Raw genomic sequence first — 23,841 nt, forward strand, 5'->3', positions numbered from 1 at the left:
TCCTACTTTCCCTAAAAAATTTCATCTTCTTTACCACCTTCACATCTGTATTAAATTTGACGATAAACAAATATAAGAAATATTGAATGCGAGGAGATAACTATGAATTATAGCAAAAATAAAATTATTATTTTTGGAACCGGAGAAAAGCAAAAAGAGTTTGAAAAAAACCTTTCGAATACGGAAATCGCCTTTTATTTGGATAATGACCAAAAGAAACAAGAAACAATATACAATAATTTGCTGATTAAACGTCCACAGGATTGTACAGCAGATGATTTACAAGATAAGTTAATAGTAATTGCCAGTTCATTTTATAGTGAGATTTCCGAACAATTAATTGATATGGGCATGAAAGAATATGTTGACTTCATTGATATGTACGAGTTTTTACCTCTTGAAAAAGTAAGGCTTATGCTGGATGCCCCTGAGGAACTAGACAATGATTTCCTTCTGACTCTCCTAAAATGCAAGAAATATACAATGACTTCATTTGAACGAATATTTTCTCTGTATCAATCTATAAAGTATATTGTTAAAAATAATATAGAAGGGGATATAGTAGAATGTGGCGTTTGGAAGGGTGGCAGTATGATGATATGTGCACATACTCTGATACAGTTAAATGCAACTGACAGAAAGCTCTATCTCTACGACACTTTCTCAGGAATGTCGGCACCTACTGACATCGATATTAGCTTAAATAATGAAAGTGCAGAAGAGTTATGGCTTGAAAAAAATAAGGCCTTGGCAGTAAGTCCTAAAAATGAAGTAATTAAAAATATGGAATCGACGGGATATCCAATGGATAACATATTTTTTATAGAAGGAATGGTTGAAGAGACCATCCCAAAAACTATCCCACACAATATTTCATTATTAAGGTTAGATACAGATTGGTTTGAATCTACTTATCACGAATTAAATCATTTATATCCCAAATTAAGCCCTAAGGGAGTATTAATCATCGATGATTATGGGCATTGGAAAGGTTCTAAAATCGCAACTGATCAATATATAGAGGAAAATAACTTACCAATATTTTTACACAAGATTGACTACACAGCAAGATTAGCTATAAAAATTGAATAACCGAACCCTACATTAATAACTATTCTATAACAGGCAACTTTTAAAGAAATATAAGAAGAAGACATTCAATCTGATTGAATGTCTTCTTCTGTTTCCTGTATTCTTCCGAATTACAGTTTTAATTCATTCAGTGTAGCTTGAACTTAAAATATTCTCGAGTATTAGCTCCTCTTTCTCTGTAAGGTAGGGGCTACAGATCAACTCATCATAACTTTCTCTTAACTTCTCAACCATTACATTATATAAATCAACATATTCTGAAGTACGGGGAATTTTACCACACATTGAAATCATAAATGACATCTCTGCATATCTAGCTCTTGGTGCAATTTCAGGTACTCTCTTAGATAGGTATTCTGTGCGTTCACGAAATGCAGAATGATATTCACTCAAGAGAGCAGGAGGAATTATGTTGGTCTGAATAAAGTTCGTCATATTACCACTATGCTTTGTAAAACTATAAAGGGGCTTACCTTGAGCAACTACTAAATTAGCATTAGCAAAAACCTTATAAATTACATGTATATCATCAACCAGTACATTTTCTTTAAATAGTATGTCTTTGAATAACTTCTTATGGAATAATTTTGTGGGCGGTGCCACGTTGTATTTCTGTCTTTGTAATAGAGCGTCTAAACTCTGAACCTTATCAAGTACCAGAAGTTCATCAAATATAAAATAAGGCTCTAATTGATCTTCAATTTGGTTCCAACTTCCACACATGGATATATCGGCATTATATTTTTGCGAGAGATCCCATAAAAATTGTAACATTTCAGGGTAACAAACATCGTCGTCATCCACAATTGTTATATAGTTACAGGAAGCCGCCAAAAGTCCTGCATTTCTCCCACTAGATGCGCCTTTATTTTCTATAATATCAATAAGTTTGATCCGACTATCTTTCTCAGCATAATATTTGCAAATATCCAAACTATCATCGGTAGATCCATTGTTCACTAGTACAAATTCAAAGTCATCAAGTGTTTGTGAAAGCACACTTTCGACCGAACGTGATAAATAGTGACCTCGGTTATACGTACACATTATTACACTAAGTTTAGGCAATTTATCACCCTTCTTATATAGATAGAATCTTCATCCCTCAAAATATTTACTTCCCTTCAGATATACATTTTCCATATGTGAAGAAACGGTTGATAAATCATACGAAAAAAGTCTATCCTCATCAACCTTTTTTTTATCATTCCGCTCTATATTGGATAGTATTACTTCTGCCCAGTACTTAGGCCCTTTATTGAGTGGAAGATAATCTACTAAGCCTAGATTAGGCTCTGGTTGACAAGCCGTTGAAGCAAAACAAGGTACATTTGCAGCTTGTGCTTCTATTAAAGTATTTCCAAACCCTTCGTATATTGATGGTAATACAAAAAAATCCGAAGCTTTTAATGCAAGTGGAACAGATGTGTTTTTATCAAGCATAGTCACAAAATTACCAACATTTTTTTCTTCGACATAATCTTTAACGACATCTTCCAATGGACCTGTTCCAATCATCATTAAATGTATATCTTTCCTTATTTTCGTAGCCTCTTCTAAAATATCAACTAAAAACTTATGATTTTTCTGCGGAGCATATCTTGCAACGTTTAGAATTACAATCTTATTATTTGGAATCTTAAACTGTTCACGCGCAGAAACTCTCTCAAGAGTGTTATCTCGAAATTTTCTTATGTCAACAGGATTTTGAACAACCTCGGCCCTCGTATCCTTCATTATTTCTTTACCAAACATATGTTCACAAGCAGCTCTGGAACATCCCCAAATATGAGTAGCCAAAAGCTTACCTAATGAAAGAGAAGCCTTTCTTATAAGAATTCTCATGAAGTTTGGGGCCTTTCTATCATCAAAACCAGTGTTATGACTATGAATGATTCTGATTGGCACTCCCGCTAACTTTGCTGCAGCAATTAAATAACCATCCAAATTGGGATGAACGATATGCACAGCAGAATACGGTCCTCTCTTTTTCAATATTCTATAGAATTCAAAAAAAGAATATATGTCCGAGTATATATTCCACTTCCTATTCCCCTTATGCTTCGTTCTATCGAAAATATTGAATATTCTCCCATTATATAACTCTATTTCCTTATGGTAATAACCGGATTGAGGTTTTCTGACCACAAAGTCTATTAAAAGATTTTTACGATCTATACCTCGGTAGATATCCATAATGGACTTTTCAATTCCTCCTACATCTACGGGAACACCATTTGCGAATAAAACTCTTTTTATCTGGCTATCGAGAGTTATATTCATATTTCACTCCTGCTCAAGATTTAACGTAAAATATCTACAGTCAATCAAAGGTTTCTCATTAATATAATTTCTAATATCTTCAAATTCCTTCCAAGCAGTAACCAGCACGACTACATCTGAGAAAATACAAAGTTCCTCTTTACTACTTGCATATTCTATATTAAATTCATATTCATCTGAGAAAGGTTTATTAGCCATAGGATCATAAGCAACTATATTATTATATCCCTCTCTCATTAATATTCTTATTATTTTCGCTGATGAACTGTCACGAACATCATCTGAGTCAGGTTTAAAAGACAGCCCTAAAATTCCGATCTTATCCGTTTTTTTTGCATGTTTAGTAATTTTTCCAGCCATATATTGAGGCATGGAATCATTTACTGCGATGACTTTTTCCAGTATTTGAGGTTCATATCCTTTGGATAGAGATGTGGCAACCATGGCCGCTGTATCTTTCGGCAGGCAATATCCACCATAACCGCAACCCGGGTATACATAGGATGACATGGTCGCATTCCCCCATCGGCGATCCATGTGAAGAACTTCAAAAGCTTCTTTTATCTGAATCCCCCCTATAGCATCTGCAATCTTTGACATCTCATTTGAATAACTGATCATTGTAGCAAGAAGTGTATTGGAAAGATATTTAATAAATTCACCCGTGTTTAAAGACACAGCAAAAAAAGGGGATGAAAAGTCACTGTATAAAGAACGGAGCATTTCCTCTCCTCTTAAATCAGATGTACCGCAAACAATACGGTCAGCATTTATCATATCATCCCAACACTTTCCCTCACGTAAAAATTCGGGATTATTAGCTACACCAAATTGACTTCCTGGTTTTAAACCCTTCGCTTCTAAATATGGAATAATTCGTTCCGCTGTCGTAGACGGTGGAACAGTTGATTTCAACACAATAGTTCTAAATTTCCCGTCATCAATCACAGATGAGAACAGATCAATAGCAGAGTATAGAAACTTTAAATCAGCTTCTCCATGTTCTCCTCCAGGAGTACCCACACAAAGAAATATAAAATCACTTTCAATGACCGCCTTCTCCGGAGCGCTTGTAATAACAAAGTTCTTATCCTGATGTTTAAGCAATGCCTCATCCAAGCCTGGTTCAACGAAAGGAAGTTTTCCTGCTTTTAATGTTTTCACTCTCTGCTCGTTTACGTCATATCCAAATACTTTATTCCCCTTCTCTGCAAAGGCAAGCGCAGTTGTGAGGCCTACAAATCCAAGTCCAAATACTGATATAGTATAATTCACCAAATACCACCTACTTTTATCATTTTAGGCATCTTTGTACATGACCCCATATTGATATACCTTTTGCATTCGTGGTGCTACTACCGACTTATCATACTTCAATAAATTATTTGAAATATTGTGAGGAATATCGACATTATCTATCCTCGAAAGAATATACTCCGACCAGTACATAAGCCCTTTTTCAAGCGGAATATATTCCACAAGTCCTTCGTTTGCTTCAGGCTGACAGGAATCCGACACAAAACAAGGAACACCTGCTGCTTGCGCTTCTGTTAGAACAATACCAAAACCTTCGTAAATTGATGGTAGCAAAAAATAATCCGAAGCCCTTAGAACCAGAGGAATAGACGAATTCCCACCTAATAAACTTACATCTCCCTCTAAGTTCAACATTCTTATTTTGTCCTTAATATCAGACTCCAACGGACCAGATCCAGCCAACAATAAATGTAAGTCACTTCTAATTTTTATCATCTCAGAAAAAAGTTCGAGAAGGAATAACTGGTTTTTTTGTTTTGCAAATCTACCTACATTAGAAAATACCTTTTTTCCAGTAGGCACTTTCAATTGTTCTTTAGCTTGAATTTTGTCTATTTGTATATTCGTAAAATCACTAAGAGTAATAGGATTAGGCACTACTTCCATACGCATGTCACTGAGACTTTTGCTTCCGAAAAAATATTGATTGGCAGCTTGGGAACAACCCCATTTATGAGTCGCAAATCTGTTACACACTAAGGATCTTAATTTCCTATTTAGTTTTGTAGTGAAACTTGTTTTTACATAATCATCTATGCCTGTATTGTTACTATGAACAATACGTACCGGAATTCCTGAAAGCTTGGCTGCAATAATGAGATACCCATCCGAAATAGGATTAGCAATATGCACAGCAATATATCTTCTTTTTTTTATTACTTTATAAAAACTATAAATATAGTATAAATCCATAAATAAATTCCATCTTTTATTCCCTTTATGCTGTGTTTCCTCAAACATATTAAGGATATCCCCACCAAGTTCCTCGATCTCATCATGATAGAATCCGCGCTGGGGTTTTCTAACAATAAAATCAATTTGAATTTCTTGGCGATTCATTCCTCTATAGACATTCATTATACTCGTTTCAACTCCACCTTTATCAACAGGTACACCGGGGATAAAAGCAATCCGTTGGGCACTCTCCATTGACACCAAGCCTCCGAATCTCAATCAACTACCGCATAACATACGGTCTCAAAAATATTGATATTATAATGTCTCATATAAATTTTATAATCAGGTACAAGTTCTTTTAAAAATAAAGGGATTTGTACAATATCAAGAGGTTTATGATAAATACATATAGCCAGTTTTGGTTTATATTTTTTTATTGTTTCTTTTGCACCAATAAGTGCCTCAAGTTCCGAACCTTCTATATCCATTTTTATAAAGGTAACAGGGGCACCTTTAAGTATATTATCAAGGGATACAACTTTTATCTCCATACTTCCAGCTACATTCACACCACTGGAGCCGCTATCTAAAGCTTCAAACTTCAAGACATCGTTCTCTTTCCAAAGTCCGTATGGAAATAATTCTATGTTCGGATTGGAAAACTCCTGTAGAAAGGCTGAGTGCTTCGTTTGTTCAGGTTCAAAAGAATAAATTTTTTCAAATTCTCCTGTTGTCTGTTTTAGAAACTCTTCTACTGTATCTCCTATATAAGCACCGCCATCTACTAATATTTCTTTATTAGATAAAGCTATAATGCCTTTCTCAAAATATTGAGGAGACTTACTGCGCAATGGGAATAAATATTTGTTGTTGCCGGTAATAAGAGCATTGATTCTATTGTAAAAAACCTGTCTAGAGTAGTCATCGTCAAGCAGTTTATAAGCTTCTGCAAATTCCGATTCATGTTCCCTTACCGTGTTATAATAATCTGCAAACTCAGGGTCTGTGAATCCATACAAAGGAGGCAGCATCCGATCTTCCATACCATGTTTAAATAGTTGTAGTGAGATTTGATCGTAGTAAGATAAGGATGTTACAGTTATGTAACTATCCATATATACATTCTTTAATTGATCAAAATTTATAATTTGAATCCCATCTACAAAAGTTCCCCATTTAGATGTATCATTATCGCAAAAAAGTATCGTTTTAAAATAGTCTCTAATTGAATTCAAATACTCTCTTCCCCAAGAGCCTGCACCAAACAATATAATTGGCCTATCAATCATTTCTTTATTTCTTATGCAAGCTAAAATACTCATGATATTTGACTTTCTCTCTAACGCTCTCAGCGAAAATTCGCTACCCATATTATCCCCCCTTCAACTTTATTCTGCTATTGCGTAACACACGGTTTCACCAATGCCTACACTGTAATGTCGAATATAGATTTTATACTCGGGTACAATTTCTTTTAAAAACAAGGGAATTTGCACGATGTCTAGAGGTTTGTGGTAAATACATATAGCCAGTTTTGGTTTGTATCTTCTGATAGTTTGTTCCGCACCTTCAAGCGCTTCGAGTTCAGAACCTTCTATATCCATTTTTATAAACGTTACCGGGGTATCCTTAAGAGTGTCATCAATAGATACGACCTTTATTTCAATACCACCCTCTTCATTCACACCACTGGAACCATTATCTAGAGCATCAAATTTCAAAATATCATTTTCTTTCCAAAGCCCGTATGGAATTAACTCAATCTTCTGATTGTTTGAAAACTTATGATGAAATTCTAAGTGCTTAGAGTCCTCAGGTTCAAAAGAGTATATTTTCTCAAACTTTCCTTCTGTTTGTTGTAGAAACTCCTCTACTGTATCTCCGGTGTAAGCCCCACCGTCCACAAATATCTCATTTCCAGACAGTTTCACTATTCCATCTTCAAAATATTGAGGAGAGTTACTACGTAACGGGAACAAATACTTATTGTTAGCTGTGATACAGGAGTTAATTCTATTGAAAAAAATTTGTCTAGAATAATCATCAGCAAGCAAGCTATAAGTTTTTTCAAAGTCAGCTTTATGTTTGCTTACCGTGTTATAGTAATCTGCAAATCCAAGATGAGTAAATCCTTTTAATTGCTGTAGTACTCGGTCCTGCATGCCATGTTCGGTCAGTTGTTGCAAGATTTGATCATAGTAATCTAGTGACGTTATGATAATATTGCTTTCAGTATATATATTTTTCAAACTATCAAGACTAATGATTGGAACTCCTATTAACGTGGTTCCCCATTTGTCTGGATTATTGTCGCAAAATAGAACTGTTTTGAAATATTTTTCAATTGCACTATAACAACACACACCCCAAGCACCGGCTCCAAACAACACAATGGGTCTGTCATTTGGGTTTTTATTACTAACATCAGTTAAAAACTCCAAGTAATCCGAATCTTTTTCCAGTAAGTCCAATGAAAATTCTTTATTCATTTCAGGTCCTCATCCTCTCAATTTTCCTACCATTCATACTCATCTCTATCACTATTTTTCAGATATTCTAGATAACGCTGAACCCCTTGTTCAACATGGATAACTGGTTCATATTGTAATAATTTTCGAGCTTTTGTTATATCCGGACATCTCCGATTAGGATTATCAACTAAATATTCTTTATCGCTGTGTATCTGAAAAACGATCTTTCTATCATACTCAAACTGTTCTTTTCCAATAGCTTGATATAATTCTGCTAATTCTAAAATTGTAATTTCAGGATAATCCGAACCTATATTGAACACATCGAATTCACCGTAAAGTACACATTTGATATACCCGACTGTTGCATCAGCAATGTAATCAAAGGTTCTAGTCGGCTTTCCATTTGAATATATAACTATGTCTTCTCGGTTAATTATTGCTTTAGCAAAATCGGCGACAACCCTTTGATCATTTATACGCATTCCGGGACCATAATTATTAAAAGGACGTACTACTGTTATTGGCATATCGTATTGTCTTGCAAAATTATAGCAGAGTGTTTCGCCAAAACGTTTGGATTCGTCATAACAGGCTCTAGGTCCAACAGTATTAGTATTTCCCCAGTATTCTTCAGAAGTAGGAATTTGACTAGGATGAGGATCTCCATAAATTTCACTGCTTGAGTAAAACAAAAATCCTTTAATAGGTTTCTGTTTGTAATAGTCCAGCAATCTACGAAGACCGGTTACATCAGCATCAATGGTCTCAATTGGATATTTTCTATAAAATACAGGTGAAGCCAAGGATGCCATATGAAAAATCAAATCTGCATCTCCTGCAAAATCAAAGTCACCCGTGATTACATCCATCTCTCTCAAATCAAATAAATCACTTCCAGCAATCCGTTCTACCCATTTGGGTTTTCCAAAAATATAACTATCTATGCCGTAAACTTTCTTGATCCCCAACTCATGACCGTATAAGAGAAAATAATGCATTAATGTGTAACCTAACGATCCTGCAAACCCTGTGACTAAAACGTTCATACCCATTAATTTTTCTTTATCTAGTTCAGATAAAGAGTTGTTTATAAACTCCATATCTTGTCTAGTTATCTCTGATATATTCATAATATCTCCTTTAAGATAACATTCATTCCCACAACTTCCACGGTGCATTTCCTGAACGCCAAAGGCTTTCTAGTACTCCTTTATCCCGCTGAGTATCCATACATTGCCAAAAACCGTGGTGTTTATAAGCATTCAAAGAACCTTCTTCTGCAATTTTTGATAATGTACTACTTTCAAATACTGTTGTATCATCAGCAATTAGACTAAACACTTCTGGTTCAACTACCATAAAGCCTCCATTAATCCATCCACCGTCCTCTTTAGATTTCTCAGAGAATCGTTCTATACGATTTGAATGTTCCTCAATCTCAAGAACACCAAAACGCCCTCCCGGCTGGATAGCCGACATTGTGATGTATCCACCTTTCTGCATGTGATATTTCTCCAATTCACTTATATTAATATCCGAAACACCGTCACCGTAAGTCAGCATGAATCTTTCGTTTCCAACGTATTTTTCGATTCTTTTAATTCTTCCGCCTGTCATTGTATCAAGACCGGTGTCCACTAAGGTAACTCGCCATGGTTCCGATACATTATTATGAATGGTCAATAAATTCTCATTAGCGAAATCAAATGTGACATCAGAAGCATGTAGATAATATTCGGCAAAAAATTCTTTAATAACATAACCTTTATAACCGAGACAGATCACAAAATCATTGTATCCAAAATGACTATATATTTTCATAATATGCCACAAAATAGGTTTGTCACCAATCTCAATCATTGGTTTAGGTTTTAAATGACTCTCTTCACTAATTCTTGTTCCATATCCGCCGGCTAATATAACAACTTTCATTGAATAGTTCACATCCTATATTCAATCTTGGTTCTTACTTTTTTCTGTTAGTTAGAGCCCACATATGTCAGTTCCCTAATCTGGTTTAATAGGTCTGAAATCTCAATATCATCTGGATAAAAAGCCTTCAGAACTTCAACTGTTTCGACTGCTGTTATTAAATCATTATTTGCTGCCACCAATCTAAGTTTGTAGATAAGCGCTTCTCTATCAAGAGGACATCTTTCAAGTACATTAAGCAGCACTTCGATTCCGTCATCAACTTGTTCTCTGTTGAAATGTGTTAACATTACATGTTTGTCATGTTCCAATTTCAGTAAGTCTATTTCTAGATTTTCTTGCTTTAAGTATTGTTTAAGTAAATCATACTGTGGATGACCGGAATTCTCTTCACATATCTCCATTGCATAATCAAAACGAGAATTGACCAGGTTCCGCAACAAGACTACATTTTCAGTTAAAAAACCAGCTGTAACACCCAGTTTTTCAATTCCCGAAAATATTCTTAAGTTCAGAACTGATAGGAAAGGATATACAAAAACTGATCCGAAATTATTTTTGTTATTTATATCAACTATTGAAGATAAATACATCAGCAAAGCGTTATTCTTATTTCCCCTAGAAGAATTAAACATCTCAATTGATTTAAACAATCTAAATATATAGTGTTCAAGTGCTGTCAGCAACGAGCTATCAGGTAAACTATCCATAACAACTTTCATCATCTTTTGTGTTTCAGCTATCATGTTGTCAAGTATGCCTCTTTCAGCAAATACCCCATAGAGGAACTTGTCTGATAAGATAGCCTCTATTCCTTGCAGCTTCTCTCTCAAAGAAAGCGTTTTTGATTTTGATATGATATCAATACAATTTAATATAGAAAAAAATAATTTATCCACAATAAAATTGTGATTCTGGGTATTCAATTGATTCCAATCCAATAGTAGTTCCTTGTTTTTTTGATAAATAAAAACATAGTCCAAATATCTCTTTGGATCAATAAAAGAATTATAGTAAGAATTAGCGCGAATTCTATAATGATAAAGAGGCTTGTTAACTCCCACCACTGATTTAGCTAACTTCAATAGCACTAATCCAAATAAAGTATCATTTGTATGTTTAAGCATCAGAGAATTTTTTTCTTGAAATCGGAAAACATCAATCAATAAAGAAGATTTTACAAGCTTACCCCAATAAACACTAAACATAAAATAAATCGAGGGAAATATCTCTCCTATATCACTGATATTATCAATATAAAAATCTGGGCATAGACGTAATTCAGGAGGGCTAACATCTGCCTCGAAAAACTTCCGAGAACCTCCGACTGCTATGTCTGCATTATTATTGATTGCAGCATTATAAAGTTCATATAAAAAATCTTGATGTAGTAGATCATCACTGTCCAGAACACACCAATAATCAGTCTTTAGGTCATATACATATTTAACAAAATCGGAATTTAATTCTTCATTATTTGTGATACTATTTCTCTCACTACTAAAGAGTTTTATTCTTCTATCTTTTAAAGCATACTCGTTCAGAATATCTCTAGTTTTGTCAGTGGAACCATTATCCAAAACTATCCATTCGAAATCAGTAAATGATTGATTCAATACACTTTCAGCACATTCCCTAATAAAATGCTCCACATTATATGCAACAGTCTGTATCGTTATTTTCGGATTTTTTTTAAACGATGAGACACTGCTCATTTCAAATCCCTTTAACTGATCGATTTCATCATCTTTTTTATCCAAAGCAGAAAATAAATCCCTACAGGAATCTTGCACATCCTTATCAAATACGGATAGCATTTTACTTATCCTGAAGTTTATATCCTTCAAGCTATCGCAAATTTCCATATATACCGAAGGGTTTATTGAATAAACCCATTCTTTATATTTTTGCAAAACTGATAATTGTATGCATTGATCATCACTAAGTAATCCACTGGCTAAAAAACTAAAAAGATTTCTAAACAGATAACTATTCACATAATATCCATATAAATTATTTTGGATTTTTTCATCACCGTTCCAATGAACAAAATGATCTCTGACCAATTCGAAGACTTGAATAATATCTGTTACATAAGTAGCTGGTGAAATATATGTAGATTGAGTAACCTGGCCCTCTCTTCTACGATAGCCGTAAAGAACCGAATCTACTAAATAAATCTTCTTGGCATTCAAATATGCATACGCTACAAAAACTTGGTCTTCGCCAAATATAATATTTTGTGGGAATGTGTTGTTCTTTATCAAGTCCTTCTTAAACAACTTCCCCCAACAATACGGAAGTTGAAATAATTCAGGATTTACTATTATGTTTTTCCCTCCTGATTGTTTCAAAGACGGGAATTCGTCATAAATCCAAGCCAGCTCTTTCATCTGCTCATTAAAAGTTTCATGATGGGCTATGACCAAATCGGCCTGTTCTCTTATAGCAGTATTAAGAAGAATCTTTAAAGTATCACGAACCATTAAATCATCAGCATCCAAAAAGAAGAGATATTCTCCACTTGCCATGCGTAAACCATAGTTTCTGGCAGTAGAGGCTCCCTTTTCAATAGTCTGTTTAAGTAGAACTATTCTTTGATCCTGCTCAGCATATGCTGCTGCAATCTCGTAACTTTTGTCAGAAGAATTGTCATCAATGATTATTAATTCAAACTCACGCACTGACTGGGCCAATACCGATTGTATAGACTCCGAAATGTATTGCTCAACATTATACATTGGCATAATAATACTTATTTTAATATCATTAATCGGCATATATTCACCTATCCTATCAAAATACTTCAATTTAAATGCTATTGTTCAGATTGTATTAAGCCCATCCTTGACTTTATGAAGCCATTCATTAATGGTAGGTGTTTTCATTTGGGATGCCTCCAAAACCCGATATGCCTCTTTCTGATCTCCGTTCTGAATATGACTAAATGCCAAGTGCAGTACAGTGGGTTCATATTCCGGATCATATTCTAAGGATTTCTCCAGTAGTGCCACTGCCGGTTCAAATATGCCCTTCTTATAGAGGTATACAGAGAATACATTTAACACTTTGCGTTTGTCCACGATGTCTTCTTGGACAATAGTTAGAATATCCTCAACCCGTACAATTTGCTTTTGTATAAGTTCCGCTAACGAGCTCAAGGCATCCTTTTGGCTTACGTTATATTCGACTCTTAGTAAAAGTAACTTCTGTTTTCTTAAGTCTTCTGATTTTAGAGTTATTTCCATTTGCATTTTTGATATCCACTGATTTATCGTTTCGTTTTTGTTTGGTATCTGTATTAGCCACTCAAGTGATTTTGCTGTATCTCCTAGCACATAAGTAACGGTACCTAAGTTGAATAACGTACTTGAATCTATTGGGTCCAATTCATAGGCCTTGTTCAAATATAATAACGCATTTTCATATTTTTTTTGTTCCACGCTCTCAATCGCTAGAAGATTCAACAAAGGTACTGTGGGGCCCTCATAAGTTTCAGCTGCATTAAGAATAAAGCTTGAATTATACCGTAGAATCCGCTCTAATTTTTCATCTGTGTATTCAATGAATAAATCATTGAATACAGCTTGAAGAGATGAAGTTTCAGGCACTTTTTTAGCAACAATAATAAACTTAGAAATATTAAATTGTTGCTGTACCAATGGACTCATTAACGACTTAGTATGATTAAACAAATATCTCGCTTCATCATTTAAGATTTCCTCATAAGGAACGATATTGGATTGAAACAAACTATTCTTTTCAAAAAACACAGCGAGTTCAGTCAGAGTTGGTACAGATCCATGATATTTGATCATCAACTGATCTGAGAAGAACGCCCTAAAGCCTTCATAAGATCGTGGATTGTCCAATTCAAGAATCAGTTCACCATCTCCACGGAGGTAGTTAAGTACCATGCTTAAGGCTTTCAATGGATTTGCTGATTCAAAGAAGTGATTTGTTACAAGGATATGGTCAAAGCTATTTTTTTCAAAACGATTTAATTGTTCCAAAAACGGTCCTACAGTTACGTCTCCTATCACACTCGCTAATTCGGCTTGCACCGGGTCAAGTTCAATTCCCGAAATTACAGCTTCCGGATATAGGTTTAACAAGCTTCTGAGAGATGTACCGCATCCACAACCAAGTACTAATACATGCATATGATCTGCTGGATTTTCTATTTTATTTATTAAATCTTCTTGTAACTTCATTGTTTGCAATCCGAAGGACCATTTTTCATAAAATAATGGTGCTTCTTTTTCATTCGTCTCTAATCTTCCATAGTGATGTATGTATACATTCCTGCATAAGGCGATTTGATAACCCGTATTCAGTAAACGCAAACAAAAGTCTGCCATGAATGAATTTGATTCCAGAGCATCATCAAACAGCCCATTTTCCAATAAAGCTGACTTTTTAACAGCAAAACAAAAGTCAGAAATAGTAAGACACTTTTCTATAACACCTTCCATAACTCCCACTAGAAATTGCTGTTTAGCAAATACCAGTAATTCATCCATTGAAGAATAGTCCGCACCTAGCATCTGTCTATCATTTGTGTGATAATTGCTTAACGGTCCAACAGCCGCTATATTCTCGGAGACATATAAACCTTGCAGCAAATTAGTTAACCAGTTCTCTGTAACTACAGTATTAGAATGCATAAATAAAATATTATTACCTTTAGATATCTGAATGGCCGAATTCCAGATTTTTTGTAAATTCGCGTCATCGTCACAAGAAGAAATAATGATATCCGTCTGATCAATAAACCAGTTTATTGTCTCATCTGTAGAACTAGAATTCACAACTGCTATGATTTCGTAAGTTCCTTTTTCACTATATAAACGAATACTATCTATACATTCTATTGTGTATGATAACTCGTTATCGCAGTACAAAATGATACTCGTTTTTTCCATTAATATACTCCCTAACTTTTGAAGTATCGTACAAAGAATTATAATCCAAGATATATTAATCTATCGTTAGAAGGTTTATAGTTGTAGGCAGCAGCTTTGATGTATTGCTGTGTCGCCTTTTCTATGTCTCCTATTACTTCATAAAACACTCCCAAGTTATGATGTGCAGCAAAACTCCCAGCACCGATCACGCTTCCTTCCTGGCCTGTTTCTCCAATCTCTAGAGCTTTAAGATAGTAGTGTTCAATTAAAGGTATCAATTCGTTGAATTGGGCTGGATTACTTTGTATAAGTTCCAATAAATAAAGCGCTGAGACAAAGAAGAAATCCGCATAATTATTAAGAAATTTTTGTTCATTATCAATAATATTTAAACCGTCCGCCAAATGACCTGATGCAATTATCGCGTATAGATAATTAACAATTACACTGGGGGCATAACCTTCTTGGCGAGTTAACCATTTGTATGCTTCCTTCAAATGGTTAAATGCTTGCTCATGTTCCTCAAGACCACGATATTCCTTAGCGATCTGGTAATAATAGTACGGGTCTTGTGGTTTTTCTTCGATTTCTTTTTTTAACAGAGGAATATTCCGATTTGATTTTTGTTGTCCGTAATAACCATCATGTTGAATTTCTATATCTACTTTAACTCGCGGGAGATCTGATATTATTTGTTCATGTACTCTTCCATAATACCGACAGTAGGAAGGAAAGAGCCTTGAGATATAAATTTGCTCGCTATTCATTCCGTCAGTATTGATAAAAGTATCTATTCTTCTGATTTTACCGAGAGCTGGGTTACCATTAATAAAATCTTGTATAGCATTTCCACACTCATTAGAGATGTACTCATCTGCATCCAATACTAAATTCCATTGGCTAGTTGATTGCGATAAAGCAAAGTTTCTTGCATCTGCAAAATTATCACACCAAGAATAATTAAATATTTTAGCTCCAAATCCACTTGCAATTTGCTTGGTATTATCAGTTGATCCAGTATCCACGATTATAATCTCATTTACATAAGATAGGACACTTTCTAAGCAGCGTTTCAGTGTTTTCTCTTCATTCTTCACAATCATAACCAAGGATATCGTTTGTCCCATAAAGTTAATACCTCTTTTGATAGCTTTTAATAATATTATCGGTTTTTTTGTCGAATTACTGGAGCTTTCTTAACAAATATAACAAATGAATCATTTTCCAATATTATATAAATATAAATACCTTTATCCTCTCAATAATTCAACCGATAAGAAACTATACAATATTAATTTTCGCTTACGAAAGGACTACTGATGACCACTGACAAAATTAAGATCACCTTGTTTCAGACGTCTTCTTCAGGATCAAATAATTATTACTTATACCATGCGGCTACTGACAAACTGCGACAAAAATACGATATAGAACTACTTACAACAAATCAGGCATTGTATAATCGCGATCTTAACCATAGTGATGTTTATGTTACAACTCATGGTGAACATGCTTCACGCAATGACAAGATAAATATCGAATTATGGCATGGCTTTCCTCTTAAGGGCATGGCTAAAATGGATAGGCAAGAAACCACACCAGACACAAACATCGACAACTATTGGTCTAACGTTGATATGATCATATCTTATTCTTCTTTGTATAACACAGCCATGAATGCTTGTAATGGAGCTCGAATACATCAATATAACATCACAGGAGTGCCACGTAACGATGCCTTGCTTACAGCGAATAGCAGGGATAATTTGATGAAGTTATTTCGAAGCTGGAAAGACTCGGGGGAGACTATCATTTTTTTCATGCCTACATTCCGAAACTCCATTATAACTCCAGACAAAAAAGAAGGCGGAAAGAACTTCAGTAATCTCTTTGGACTTTCAGAATTCAATAAACTACAGCTATTAAATTTCTTGCGTGAACATAAGATAATGATGGTCGTCAAACTCCACCCTTTTGAGGAGAGCTTCTTCGCTAATGAATTACAGGAACTAAATGCTGAAAGAATATACACATTGAATGATAAAATACTAGAATCATCTAAAATGGATTTATATGATGTTCTAGGCTCAGCCGATATGCTAATTACTGATTATTCTTCTGTCTATATTGATTATCTGTTATTGAATCGCCCTGTGATGTTCCTGCCTACTGATCTGGAGGATTACAGGTTAAATCGTGGATTACTATTCGAGCCTTATGAGTTCTGGACACCGGGGCCCAAAATTGACTCACAGCAAGAGTTGCAAGACTCCATCACTCGTTTTATCAAAGAACCTACTTGGTATGAGAATGAAAGAAATACAATAATGAATCTATGCCACAAATACAAGGATCATCAATCCTCGGAGAGGATATGGGGAATTATTGATGAATATATTCAATGTAATAGTGAGCTTATTGAGCAAAGACGTAAGAATTCATTGCAGCACCGACAAATGCAGCAGCAAGTTAAGAAAAAAATACAGTATATCATAGAACAAGGAAACCTCTCTCAGGCAAATGAGGCAATTCAAACTTACCTTGAAAGCAACTCGGCCGATCCTGATATATTTTCTATGAATGGTATGTTACATTTGTTAAATAACGACCCACAAGAAGCTATCAATACATTCCAGGTCGGTCATCGACATTTCCCTTGGGATGAAGATCTACTATATAACTTGGGGTACGTCTATGAACTAACAGGAGATACTAAGGCTGCCATCGAGCACTACCAGAAAGCTCTTCAGCAAAGCTCTCGTCCTGAAATGATCACTCTTGTGAACGAGAAACTTGAATCTTTAAACATTGTAGGTTAGGTTAAGGAGGCAACTTTGATGAAAAAAGTAATTACATATGGAACTTTTGACCTCCTTCATTACGGACATATTCTTCTATTTCAACGGGCAAAAGCACTCGGCGATCATCTAACCGTTGCTCTTTCTACAGATGATTTTAATTCTATTAAACAAAAGGCAGCCTATTTCTCATACGAAAAACGTAAGATGATGCTCGAATCCATCAAATATATAGACGAGGTTATCCCAGAGCAGTGCTGGGAGCAAAAAAAACAGGACATTGTCGAATTAAGTATTGATCTATTCGTAATGGGAGATGATTGGAAAGGAAAGTTTGATGAATTAAGAGACTTTTGCGAAGTAGTCTATCTTGAAAGAACACCAGATATATCCACAACATCCATTAAGACAAATCTTCAACAAAATTAAATAATAAAAAGCGAGTCCAGCATCCTGGACTCGCTTTTTTTGTGAATCAACATTCTAAATTGCCTTCTCCTTCTCTTCCATCAAAAAATCACGCACGAATGAGACATTTGTATATTCTGGGCATACCTCTATAAATTGATTTATATAAACAAGTTTTTCTTCTTTGTTAGCATATCGAATTAAAGAGTAGTACAGATGCTTAGCAGTTGGTTGTTGCCGTACTGCTTCAGCTAGGAATTGAACAGCATCCTCGTAGTACTGATGATTAGCATGGTATATCCCCAGATTAACTAGGCTGGGTATATCTAACTGTTGTTTAGATAGCAGTATAGAGTAGTAATTAAGCGCCATCTCAGTTAGGGATAAATTATAGAAATAGTTAGCTAATTGATTGATCAATTCAGGAGTTTTTGTTGCTTCGACAAACTTGTCAAATTTCTCATATTCCTTAATTAAGAACAACTGCTTAGCCACTAAAAATAAAGAGTCAGAGTCATTCCTTAGAGCTTGCTCATCAGTAATAGGCTCTTCATTAATGAATGAAATTATAGTTTTAGTTAAGTCGAGTACGGCGCTTTTCTGAAACTGACTGGTAGTTTCTTCAAGCTTAATATGACTATTCCACTTTATAGCGCCAACGGCTAGTTGCACCCAAAGTTGCAATTGGGTCTCAACGTCGATTGCCTCTGTTGTAGCGAAATTGAGCCAGGCCTCTTTATCATTAGTTATAACAGCATAACGTATCTGATCCAATGGACTGAGATCTTTTACGGAGTCCATTCGTTGTGAATAATAATGAAGCAACTCCACTTGTCCCATTACAAGAGATACTTTAAACAATAATCTGCACTCAGAAATGTTATTAATATCATAAATATTATTTAAAAAGCTAATTACCGATTCCTGACTCTCATAATGGCATAGCCATTCTACAAGTTTTAGCAGCACTTGTGGATTTTTATTGTTCTTGTGGAGTAATTTTGATAACCAGTAAATAGCCTGTTTGTTGTCATTTAGTCTAAAGTATATTCCAATTAGCTGTTGGACAGGGGTCTCGAAGCTGTACATAGGGTCAACAAGCCATATTTCCTGCTTCTTCTTTGCTCGCTGTTCTGCGATTCTTATTGCTTCAAGATAACAGCCTACTGCTTTTTCAAAAAAACCCATTGTCTCATATTGAATCCCTTTAATTGTGTGGTACTCAGCAAAGTCAGCATATTTTGATAATTGGTTTTCGGTCCATTCATCAACTAAATCCCAACGATTTTGTTTAAAGTATAAACTTATAATTCCAATTAAACAGTGCGGGTACCATGCTGTCCGTGAAGAATCTCCTACTAAAGCTAGTTCATAACATTTAATAGCCTCATCCTCGTTCTTTGCATACCGATGTTGGTTGCCCAGAGTAAACCAATCATACTCACTCATACTATCGCTTTTTTTAAGCTCATTAAAAATAGACATGTTACGTTCATGCTTGTTTTTTTCATTCAACCTTTTAGTCTGATATCCCGTATGGTAAATATTCATTGTGATTTTTTTATGAAATAGCTCACCCTGTTTGCCTCTAGTCAATTGCTCGTGAATAGGTCTTTCAAAATATATTCCTTTAAAGTTAGGAAATAGACGCGTCACTGGTGCTGTGGTTATCTCATCGTCTGATTCTTTATCTCCCGTGAAATTGATAACTGGCAGAGTATATGCAAGGTAGTCTAGAGGTTTCTCTTTCTCAAAAAAATCATTCCACAGACTGTATTCTTCTTTAGCTAAATACTCATCTGCATCAAGAACTAATATCCATTTTCCAGAAGCATAGCGAAGCGACTCATTTCTGGCAGCAGCGAAGTCATTAGACCAAGTGTAATCGTATAGCTTCGCAGAATATTCTTCTGCAATTTGTTTGGTGCGGTCCGTTGAACCAGTATCTACTATAATAATCTCATCTGCAATGCCTGTTACACTATCTAAGCAGCGGGGCAGCAGCTCCTCTTCGTCTTTCACTATCATACAAACGCTAAGTCGCTTCATGTGAATAACCCCAACCTTTTTATTATTTCTTGTGGTCTATAAAATAACTTTCCGTACTGTAGGAAGCACCATAAGCATTTTTTTGTTCTCTGATTGAACCTTGTTTAGTTAGCCACTTACTAGCCTCATTCTTGAAGCTCTCCATTTTAGAAAGAACGACCTGATCATATTTCCCAAGTTCCAATAATCTCTGTTTATGTTCATCTGTAATAAATTCCCTGCAGTCTATAATTTGATGAACCAACATCTCTCTTTTCTCTGAAAAGGCTTCAAGCTCTTCATAATGTACCAGTTCAACCCTTTGAAGCAAAGCAAACGTTATTTCCTCTAGTTGCCCTAAGTGCTTATCTATAGCACTCATTACATTTGTTCCGGTGCAGCATTCAACGATTTATTCGCAGCATCCCAGGCTCCTCGCAATTCTAATAAATAAGAGACAACCTCATTAGCTGGATTTGTATTTTTTTTCAAATTGGCACTGATAAGCTGGTGAATCATGTACTCATAAACCTGATAGAGTGTCTTAGCTATTGGATAGTCATAATTCAAAGCTGCGATCAACTCGTGAATAACAGCTTGGGCCTTACACAAATTAAGATTAGCCTTCTCGAAATCTTTCTCTTCAATTGCGGAAATCCCCATTTTGGAGAAACGAATTGCGCCATCATAAAGCATCAGCAGAAGTTGTGCTGGAGAAGCTGTATGCAATTGAGTCTGTTGATATTTTTGGTGGGGTGATGTAATCAAAAGAATTCGCTCCCTTTATTAAGATAACATGCCAGTTAAACTGGAGGATGTGCTATTATACTTATTCATAGCTCTTTCCATTGCTGTGAATTGCTTGTAATATTGAGTTTCCTTCATGGTTAGTTTTCGATTCATTTCAGCGATCCGGTTATCAAAGCCCCTTAGCTGATCCCCCATTTGACTTGAAACAATAAAAGCAGTAGTTAGGTCACTGCTGACTCGAGATGTGCCTGCCTTATCATACATAGAATTTAGTGCTATAGAATCAACTTTCTTTAGTCGATTAAAAATACCATCTTGGGGGGTATACTCAGTTTTTGTAGAATTGTCGGTTTGTCCGAATAAGGCATATACTTTTTCTGGATTATCCGCCAATTCTTTACGAAGCTTTGTTTCATCCAGAATCAGTTTCCCCTTTTCACTGTACCCACCAGTTGTAATTCCGATTTGCGTCATATTAATTTTGGTGACTCCATCCGGTAATACAACATCTGTTATCATTGCCGATCTCATATCCGTAAGAGTTTTATTAATAATTGTATCATTTCTAAGCATACCACTTTTAGCTTTGTTCTCCCAAAGAGTAATCTCATCCTCTTTCATATCTGCTCTTTGCTCTGTGCTTAACGGTAAGAACTTTCTATAAAGCTCCTCCGAAGTCTTCTGATTAAGCGCAGCTATTGTAGCATTATAAGATTCTACAAAAGATTTAATGGTATCGACCATCTTGTCTATGTCTTGAGACACTTCTATTTGGCTTGTCTGCCCAGCAGGTGTAACTCCCTTTAAGGAAATATTCACACCATTGATAGTAAAGTTGTTGGACGACTGCTTCGTAGTCAATCCATTAATCTCAACAACAGCATTCTCCCCCTTGTTTACTGTTGTCATTCCAAAACTTGTTAATAATCCACCGGATAACGGTATATCTTTTTCACCAGTCTCTCTACTGGTAAAAGACAATTTACCCGAAGCAGTATCATACACCGCCGTAACTCCAGTATTCTTATCATTATTGATTTTATTAACTAAGGAATCAATAGTTTCGTCACTTGTAAAATTAATTGTAGCTGTTCCAATTGTAATACTACTTTGTCCACCAGAATAAACCTCAGATATTTTGGTCGCTTTAGGCACCCCGCCTGTGGATACAACGGAAGAAGCCGTTGCTAGACTGGTAACACTGATATTTAAGACAGCGTTTGTTGCCGCTCCGGTAGCTGTTGCGGTTAATACATTAGAAGCCCCTGTAACGTTAGCCTTTTTAGAGTTTATGGAGTCACTTTTGTTGAAGGTCGACAGTTTGTCATTAAAACCAACCAAGGTGGTACTTATAGTGCGGTAGCCTTCCCGCTTCCACTCCATCTGCTGCTTTTGTTGGTTTAATTTATCCAACGGTACTTTTGCTGCTTTCATTAATTGTTTCACCATAGCATCGGTATCCATACCTGAAGCCAGACCACCAATTCTCATAATTACCTCCTATTTAAATGTTTGATTAATAATTTTAAGCTTTTTCATCCACAATAAGGCCATTTAGTTCCATCATATTTGCAGCTACATCAAGTAATTTCTCCGATGGAATTTCACGAATTAGATCGCCTGATTGCTTGTCGAATACCTTAACCATAATTGCATGTGTCTGCTCATGAATTGAAATTTCAAAAGTTTTCTCTGGCCCCTGTACTGCCCGGATAGCCTTTTCTAACTGTTTAATCGTTTGTTCCTTCTCAGCAGGCTGGCTTACAGCTGCTATAGTTGGCTCAGCGCTCTTTAATGAAACATCATTTTCGCTGCTGCTCTTTGTTGGAAATACGATGCCCGACCCCGCAGCAGTATTATTACCTGTAACGATTCTGTTGTTCAAAGACTCTACCTCCTCGCATATAGTGAGTATTCATATAGTAGATTCAAGTACGTTAATCTATATATCGGAAAATCGGGAGGGAATATGTAGTAATGAATATTAAGAAAAAAAGAAAGAGGCCTTGAAATTCAAGGCCTCTTTCTGGAATACTATGCAGATTAACGAAGTACAGACAAGATACCTTGTGGAGCAGAGTTTGCTTGAGCCAACATGGATTGCGAAGCTTGCAGCAAGATGTTGTTCTTGGAAAGTGCAACCATTTCTTTAGCCATGTCAGTATCACGAATACGGGATTCTGCAGCGGACAAGTTCTCTACTGTAGTACCGATGTTGTTGGAAGTGTACTCCAAACGGTTTTGCACAGCACCCAACTTAGAGCGCTCTGTCGATACGCTATTGATTGCCTTCTCGATGTCATCCAAGCTGGTTGCGGAATTCAATCCACTAAAGTCAGTATTAGTGATTGCTCCAATTGAAATGGATCCAGTCGCCTTATCATTAACTGTAATTGTAGCACCTTTAGTAATACTGATACCATTAAAGGTAGTTTTAGTCATGATATTGTCGATTTGAGCACCCAGTTCTTTCAACTCTTCATTGATGTTCGACTTGTCATTAGAGCTGTAAGTACCACTGGATTTTTGAACATTCAATTCTTTCATACGAGTCAGCATGGAAGATACTTCATTCATAGCACCTTCAGCAGTTTGTACGTATGAGATACCGTCTTGAGCATTACGTTGAGCTTGCTCGAGACCACGGATTTGACCGCGCATGGATTCGGAGATGGACAAGCCAGCAGCATCGTCAGCGGCACGGTTGATGCGTAGACCGGAAGACAATTTCTCCATGTTTTTGCTTGTAGCAGTTGTGTTCAGACCCAAGTTGCGGTGAGTGTTCAATGCTGGAATATTATGGTTGATAATCATTTGATATTTCCTCCCTGAAATTGTATTGTTCCCACGTCCATGTGGTATTAGCGTCTTCACAGGTCGGCCGCCCTGAAGAATTACCGCTCTAAAATATATATCGACTTTAAACGGAAGATTGTTTAGAGTAATTGCAGAAAT

General features: G+C 35.7%; 20 protein-coding genes. 3 read left to right on the plus strand and 17 right to left on the minus strand.

What is annotated here, in order from left to right:
- Positions 1–102 precede the first annotated feature (102 nt).
- Positions 103–1,092: a TylF/MycF/NovP-related O-methyltransferase gene (locus ACFVRY_RS25795; RefSeq protein ID WP_387503152.1), complete on the plus strand. Its 990-nt coding sequence runs from the start codon at positions 103–105 to the stop codon at positions 1,090–1,092.
- 123 nt (positions 1,093–1,215) lie between these two features.
- Here the strand turns inward: ACFVRY_RS25795 and ACFVRY_RS25800 are convergent, their stop codons facing one another.
- The 11 genes from ACFVRY_RS25800 to ACFVRY_RS25850 are packed head-to-tail and all read right to left on the minus strand — an operon-like array spanning position 1,216 to position 16,029.
- Positions 1,216–2,160 carry a glycosyltransferase family 2 protein gene (locus ACFVRY_RS25800; RefSeq protein WP_387503153.1) on the minus strand — a complete coding sequence of 315 codons (945 nt, stop codon included), beginning with the start codon at positions 2,158–2,160 and terminating at the stop codon, positions 1,216–1,218.
- 30 nt (positions 2,161–2,190) lie between these two features.
- Positions 2,191–3,375, minus strand: a complete 1,185-nt coding sequence (locus ACFVRY_RS25805) for a glycosyltransferase (RefSeq protein WP_387503155.1) — start codon at positions 3,373–3,375, stop codon at positions 2,191–2,193.
- 3 nt (positions 3,376–3,378) lie between these two features.
- Positions 3,379–4,650, minus strand: coding sequence for a UDP-glucose dehydrogenase family protein (locus ACFVRY_RS25810; protein ID WP_387503156.1), 1,272 nt, complete (start codon positions 4,648–4,650; stop codon positions 3,379–3,381).
- 24 nt (positions 4,651–4,674) lie between these two features.
- Positions 4,675–5,841: a glycosyltransferase gene (locus ACFVRY_RS25815; protein ID WP_387503157.1), complete on the minus strand. Its 1,167-nt coding sequence runs from the start codon at positions 5,839–5,841 to the stop codon at positions 4,675–4,677.
- A gap of 20 nt (positions 5,842–5,861) precedes the next feature.
- Positions 5,862–6,959, minus strand: a complete 1,098-nt coding sequence (locus ACFVRY_RS25820) for an FkbM family methyltransferase (protein WP_387503159.1) — start codon at positions 6,957–6,959, stop codon at positions 5,862–5,864.
- Positions 6,960–6,977: 18 nt separating this feature from the next.
- Positions 6,978–8,078, minus strand: a complete 1,101-nt coding sequence (locus tag ACFVRY_RS25825) for an FkbM family methyltransferase (protein ID WP_387503161.1) — start codon at positions 8,076–8,078, stop codon at positions 6,978–6,980.
- Positions 8,079–8,104: 26 nt separating this feature from the next.
- Positions 8,105–9,193 (minus strand): NAD-dependent epimerase/dehydratase family protein, encoded by a 1,089-nt coding sequence (locus ACFVRY_RS25830; protein ID WP_387503162.1) that lies wholly within the window; start codon positions 9,191–9,193, stop codon positions 8,105–8,107.
- 22 nt (positions 9,194–9,215) lie between these two features.
- Positions 9,216–9,995, minus strand: a complete 780-nt coding sequence (gene rfbF / locus ACFVRY_RS25835) for a glucose-1-phosphate cytidylyltransferase (protein ID WP_387503164.1) — start codon at positions 9,993–9,995, stop codon at positions 9,216–9,218.
- Between the two features lie 47 nt (positions 9,996–10,042).
- Positions 10,043–12,775 carry a glycosyltransferase family 2 protein gene (locus ACFVRY_RS25840; RefSeq protein WP_387503165.1) on the minus strand — a complete coding sequence of 911 codons (2,733 nt, stop codon included), beginning with the start codon at positions 12,773–12,775 and terminating at the stop codon, positions 10,043–10,045.
- A gap of 45 nt (positions 12,776–12,820) precedes the next feature.
- Positions 12,821–14,920, minus strand: a complete 2,100-nt coding sequence (locus ACFVRY_RS25845) for a glycosyltransferase (RefSeq protein WP_387503167.1) — start codon at positions 14,918–14,920, stop codon at positions 12,821–12,823.
- A gap of 38 nt (positions 14,921–14,958) precedes the next feature.
- Complete coding sequence (locus ACFVRY_RS25850) at positions 14,959–16,029, minus strand: glycosyltransferase family 2 protein (RefSeq protein ID WP_387503168.1); 1,071 nt, start codon at positions 16,027–16,029, stop codon at positions 14,959–14,961.
- Positions 16,030–16,221: 192 nt separating this feature from the next.
- Here ACFVRY_RS25850 and ACFVRY_RS25855 point away from each other — a divergent pair, with 192 nt between their 5' ends.
- Positions 16,222–17,721, plus strand: coding sequence for a CDP-glycerol glycerophosphotransferase family protein (locus ACFVRY_RS25855; RefSeq protein ID WP_387503169.1), 1,500 nt, complete (start codon positions 16,222–16,224; stop codon positions 17,719–17,721).
- Between the two features lie 18 nt (positions 17,722–17,739).
- Positions 17,740–18,129 carry a glycerol-3-phosphate cytidylyltransferase gene (tagD, locus tag ACFVRY_RS25860; RefSeq protein ID WP_387503170.1) on the plus strand — a complete coding sequence of 130 codons (390 nt, stop codon included), beginning with the start codon at positions 17,740–17,742 and terminating at the stop codon, positions 18,127–18,129.
- Between the two features lie 54 nt (positions 18,130–18,183).
- Here the strand turns inward: tagD and ACFVRY_RS25865 are convergent, their stop codons facing one another.
- The 6 genes from ACFVRY_RS25865 to ACFVRY_RS25890 form a co-directional block, all read right to left on the minus strand.
- On the minus strand, positions 18,184–20,157 hold the full coding sequence (locus tag ACFVRY_RS25865) for a tetratricopeptide repeat-containing glycosyltransferase family 2 protein (protein WP_387503171.1): 1,974 nt from the start codon (positions 20,155–20,157) through the stop codon (positions 18,184–18,186).
- Between the two features lie 22 nt (positions 20,158–20,179).
- Complete coding sequence (locus ACFVRY_RS25870; RefSeq protein WP_387503172.1) at positions 20,180–20,518, minus strand: hypothetical protein; 339 nt, start codon at positions 20,516–20,518, stop codon at positions 20,180–20,182.
- Positions 20,518–20,904, minus strand: coding sequence for a flagellar export chaperone FliS (gene fliS / locus ACFVRY_RS25875; protein WP_387503174.1), 387 nt, complete (start codon positions 20,902–20,904; stop codon positions 20,518–20,520). Before fliS ends, ACFVRY_RS25870 begins: the two co-directional genes overlap by 1 nt.
- An 18-nt stretch (positions 20,905–20,922) precedes the next feature.
- A complete protein-coding gene (gene fliD / locus ACFVRY_RS25880) occupies positions 20,923–22,377 on the minus strand; it encodes a flagellar filament capping protein FliD (RefSeq protein ID WP_387503175.1) in 1,455 nt (484 codons plus the stop codon).
- 34 nt (positions 22,378–22,411) lie between these two features.
- Entirely contained in the window at positions 22,412–22,771 is a 360-nt protein-coding gene (locus ACFVRY_RS25885) for a flagellar protein FlaG (protein ID WP_387503177.1), read from the minus strand.
- A gap of 158 nt (positions 22,772–22,929) precedes the next feature.
- On the minus strand, positions 22,930–23,700 hold the full coding sequence (locus ACFVRY_RS25890; RefSeq protein ID WP_387503243.1) for a flagellin N-terminal helical domain-containing protein: 771 nt from the start codon (positions 23,698–23,700) through the stop codon (positions 22,930–22,932).
- Positions 23,701–23,841: the final 141 nt, after the last annotated feature.

This window comes from Paenibacillus sp. NPDC057934 (genome assembly GCF_042887565.1).
Classification (GTDB): domain Bacteria; phylum Bacillota; class Bacilli; order Paenibacillales; family Paenibacillaceae; genus Paenibacillus_AQ.

Coding starts and splice junctions, on each gene's coding strand:
- ACFVRY_RS25795 (WP_387503152.1), top strand. CDS start 103: ATGAATTATAGCAAAAATAAAATTATTATTTTTGGAACCGGAGAAAAG.
- ACFVRY_RS25805 (WP_387503155.1), bottom strand. CDS start 3,375: ATGAATATAACTCTCGATAGCCAGATAAAAAGAGTTTTATTCGCAAAT.
- ACFVRY_RS25815 (WP_387503157.1), bottom strand. CDS start 5,841: ATGGAGAGTGCCCAACGGATTGCTTTTATCCCCGGTGTACCTGTTGAT.
- ACFVRY_RS25820 (WP_387503159.1), bottom strand. CDS start 6,959: ATGGGTAGCGAATTTTCGCTGAGAGCGTTAGAGAGAAAGTCAAATATC.
- ACFVRY_RS25825 (WP_387503161.1), bottom strand. CDS start 8,078: ATGAATAAAGAATTTTCATTGGACTTACTGGAAAAAGATTCGGATTAC.
- ACFVRY_RS25830 (WP_387503162.1), bottom strand. CDS start 9,193: ATGAATATATCAGAGATAACTAGACAAGATATGGAGTTTATAAACAAC.
- rfbF (WP_387503164.1), bottom strand. CDS start 9,995: ATGAAAGTTGTTATATTAGCCGGCGGATATGGAACAAGAATTAGTGAA.
- ACFVRY_RS25840 (WP_387503165.1), bottom strand. CDS start 12,775: ATGCCGATTAATGATATTAAAATAAGTATTATTATGCCAATGTATAAT.
- ACFVRY_RS25845 (WP_387503167.1), bottom strand. CDS start 14,920: ATGGAAAAAACGAGTATCATTTTGTACTGCGATAACGAGTTATCATAC.
- ACFVRY_RS25850 (WP_387503168.1), bottom strand. CDS start 16,029: ATGGGACAAACGATATCCTTGGTTATGATTGTGAAGAATGAAGAGAAA.
- ACFVRY_RS25855 (WP_387503169.1), top strand. CDS start 16,222: ATGACCACTGACAAAATTAAGATCACCTTGTTTCAGACGTCTTCTTCA.
- tagD (WP_387503170.1), top strand. CDS start 17,740: ATGAAAAAAGTAATTACATATGGAACTTTTGACCTCCTTCATTACGGA.
- ACFVRY_RS25865 (WP_387503171.1), bottom strand. CDS start 20,157: ATGAAGCGACTTAGCGTTTGTATGATAGTGAAAGACGAAGAGGAGCTG.
- ACFVRY_RS25870 (WP_387503172.1), bottom strand. CDS start 20,518: ATGAGTGCTATAGATAAGCACTTAGGGCAACTAGAGGAAATAACGTTT.
- fliD (WP_387503175.1), bottom strand. CDS start 22,377: ATGAGAATTGGTGGTCTGGCTTCAGGTATGGATACCGATGCTATGGTG.
- ACFVRY_RS25890 (WP_387503243.1), bottom strand. CDS start 23,700: ATGATTATCAACCATAATATTCCAGCATTGAACACTCACCGCAACTTG.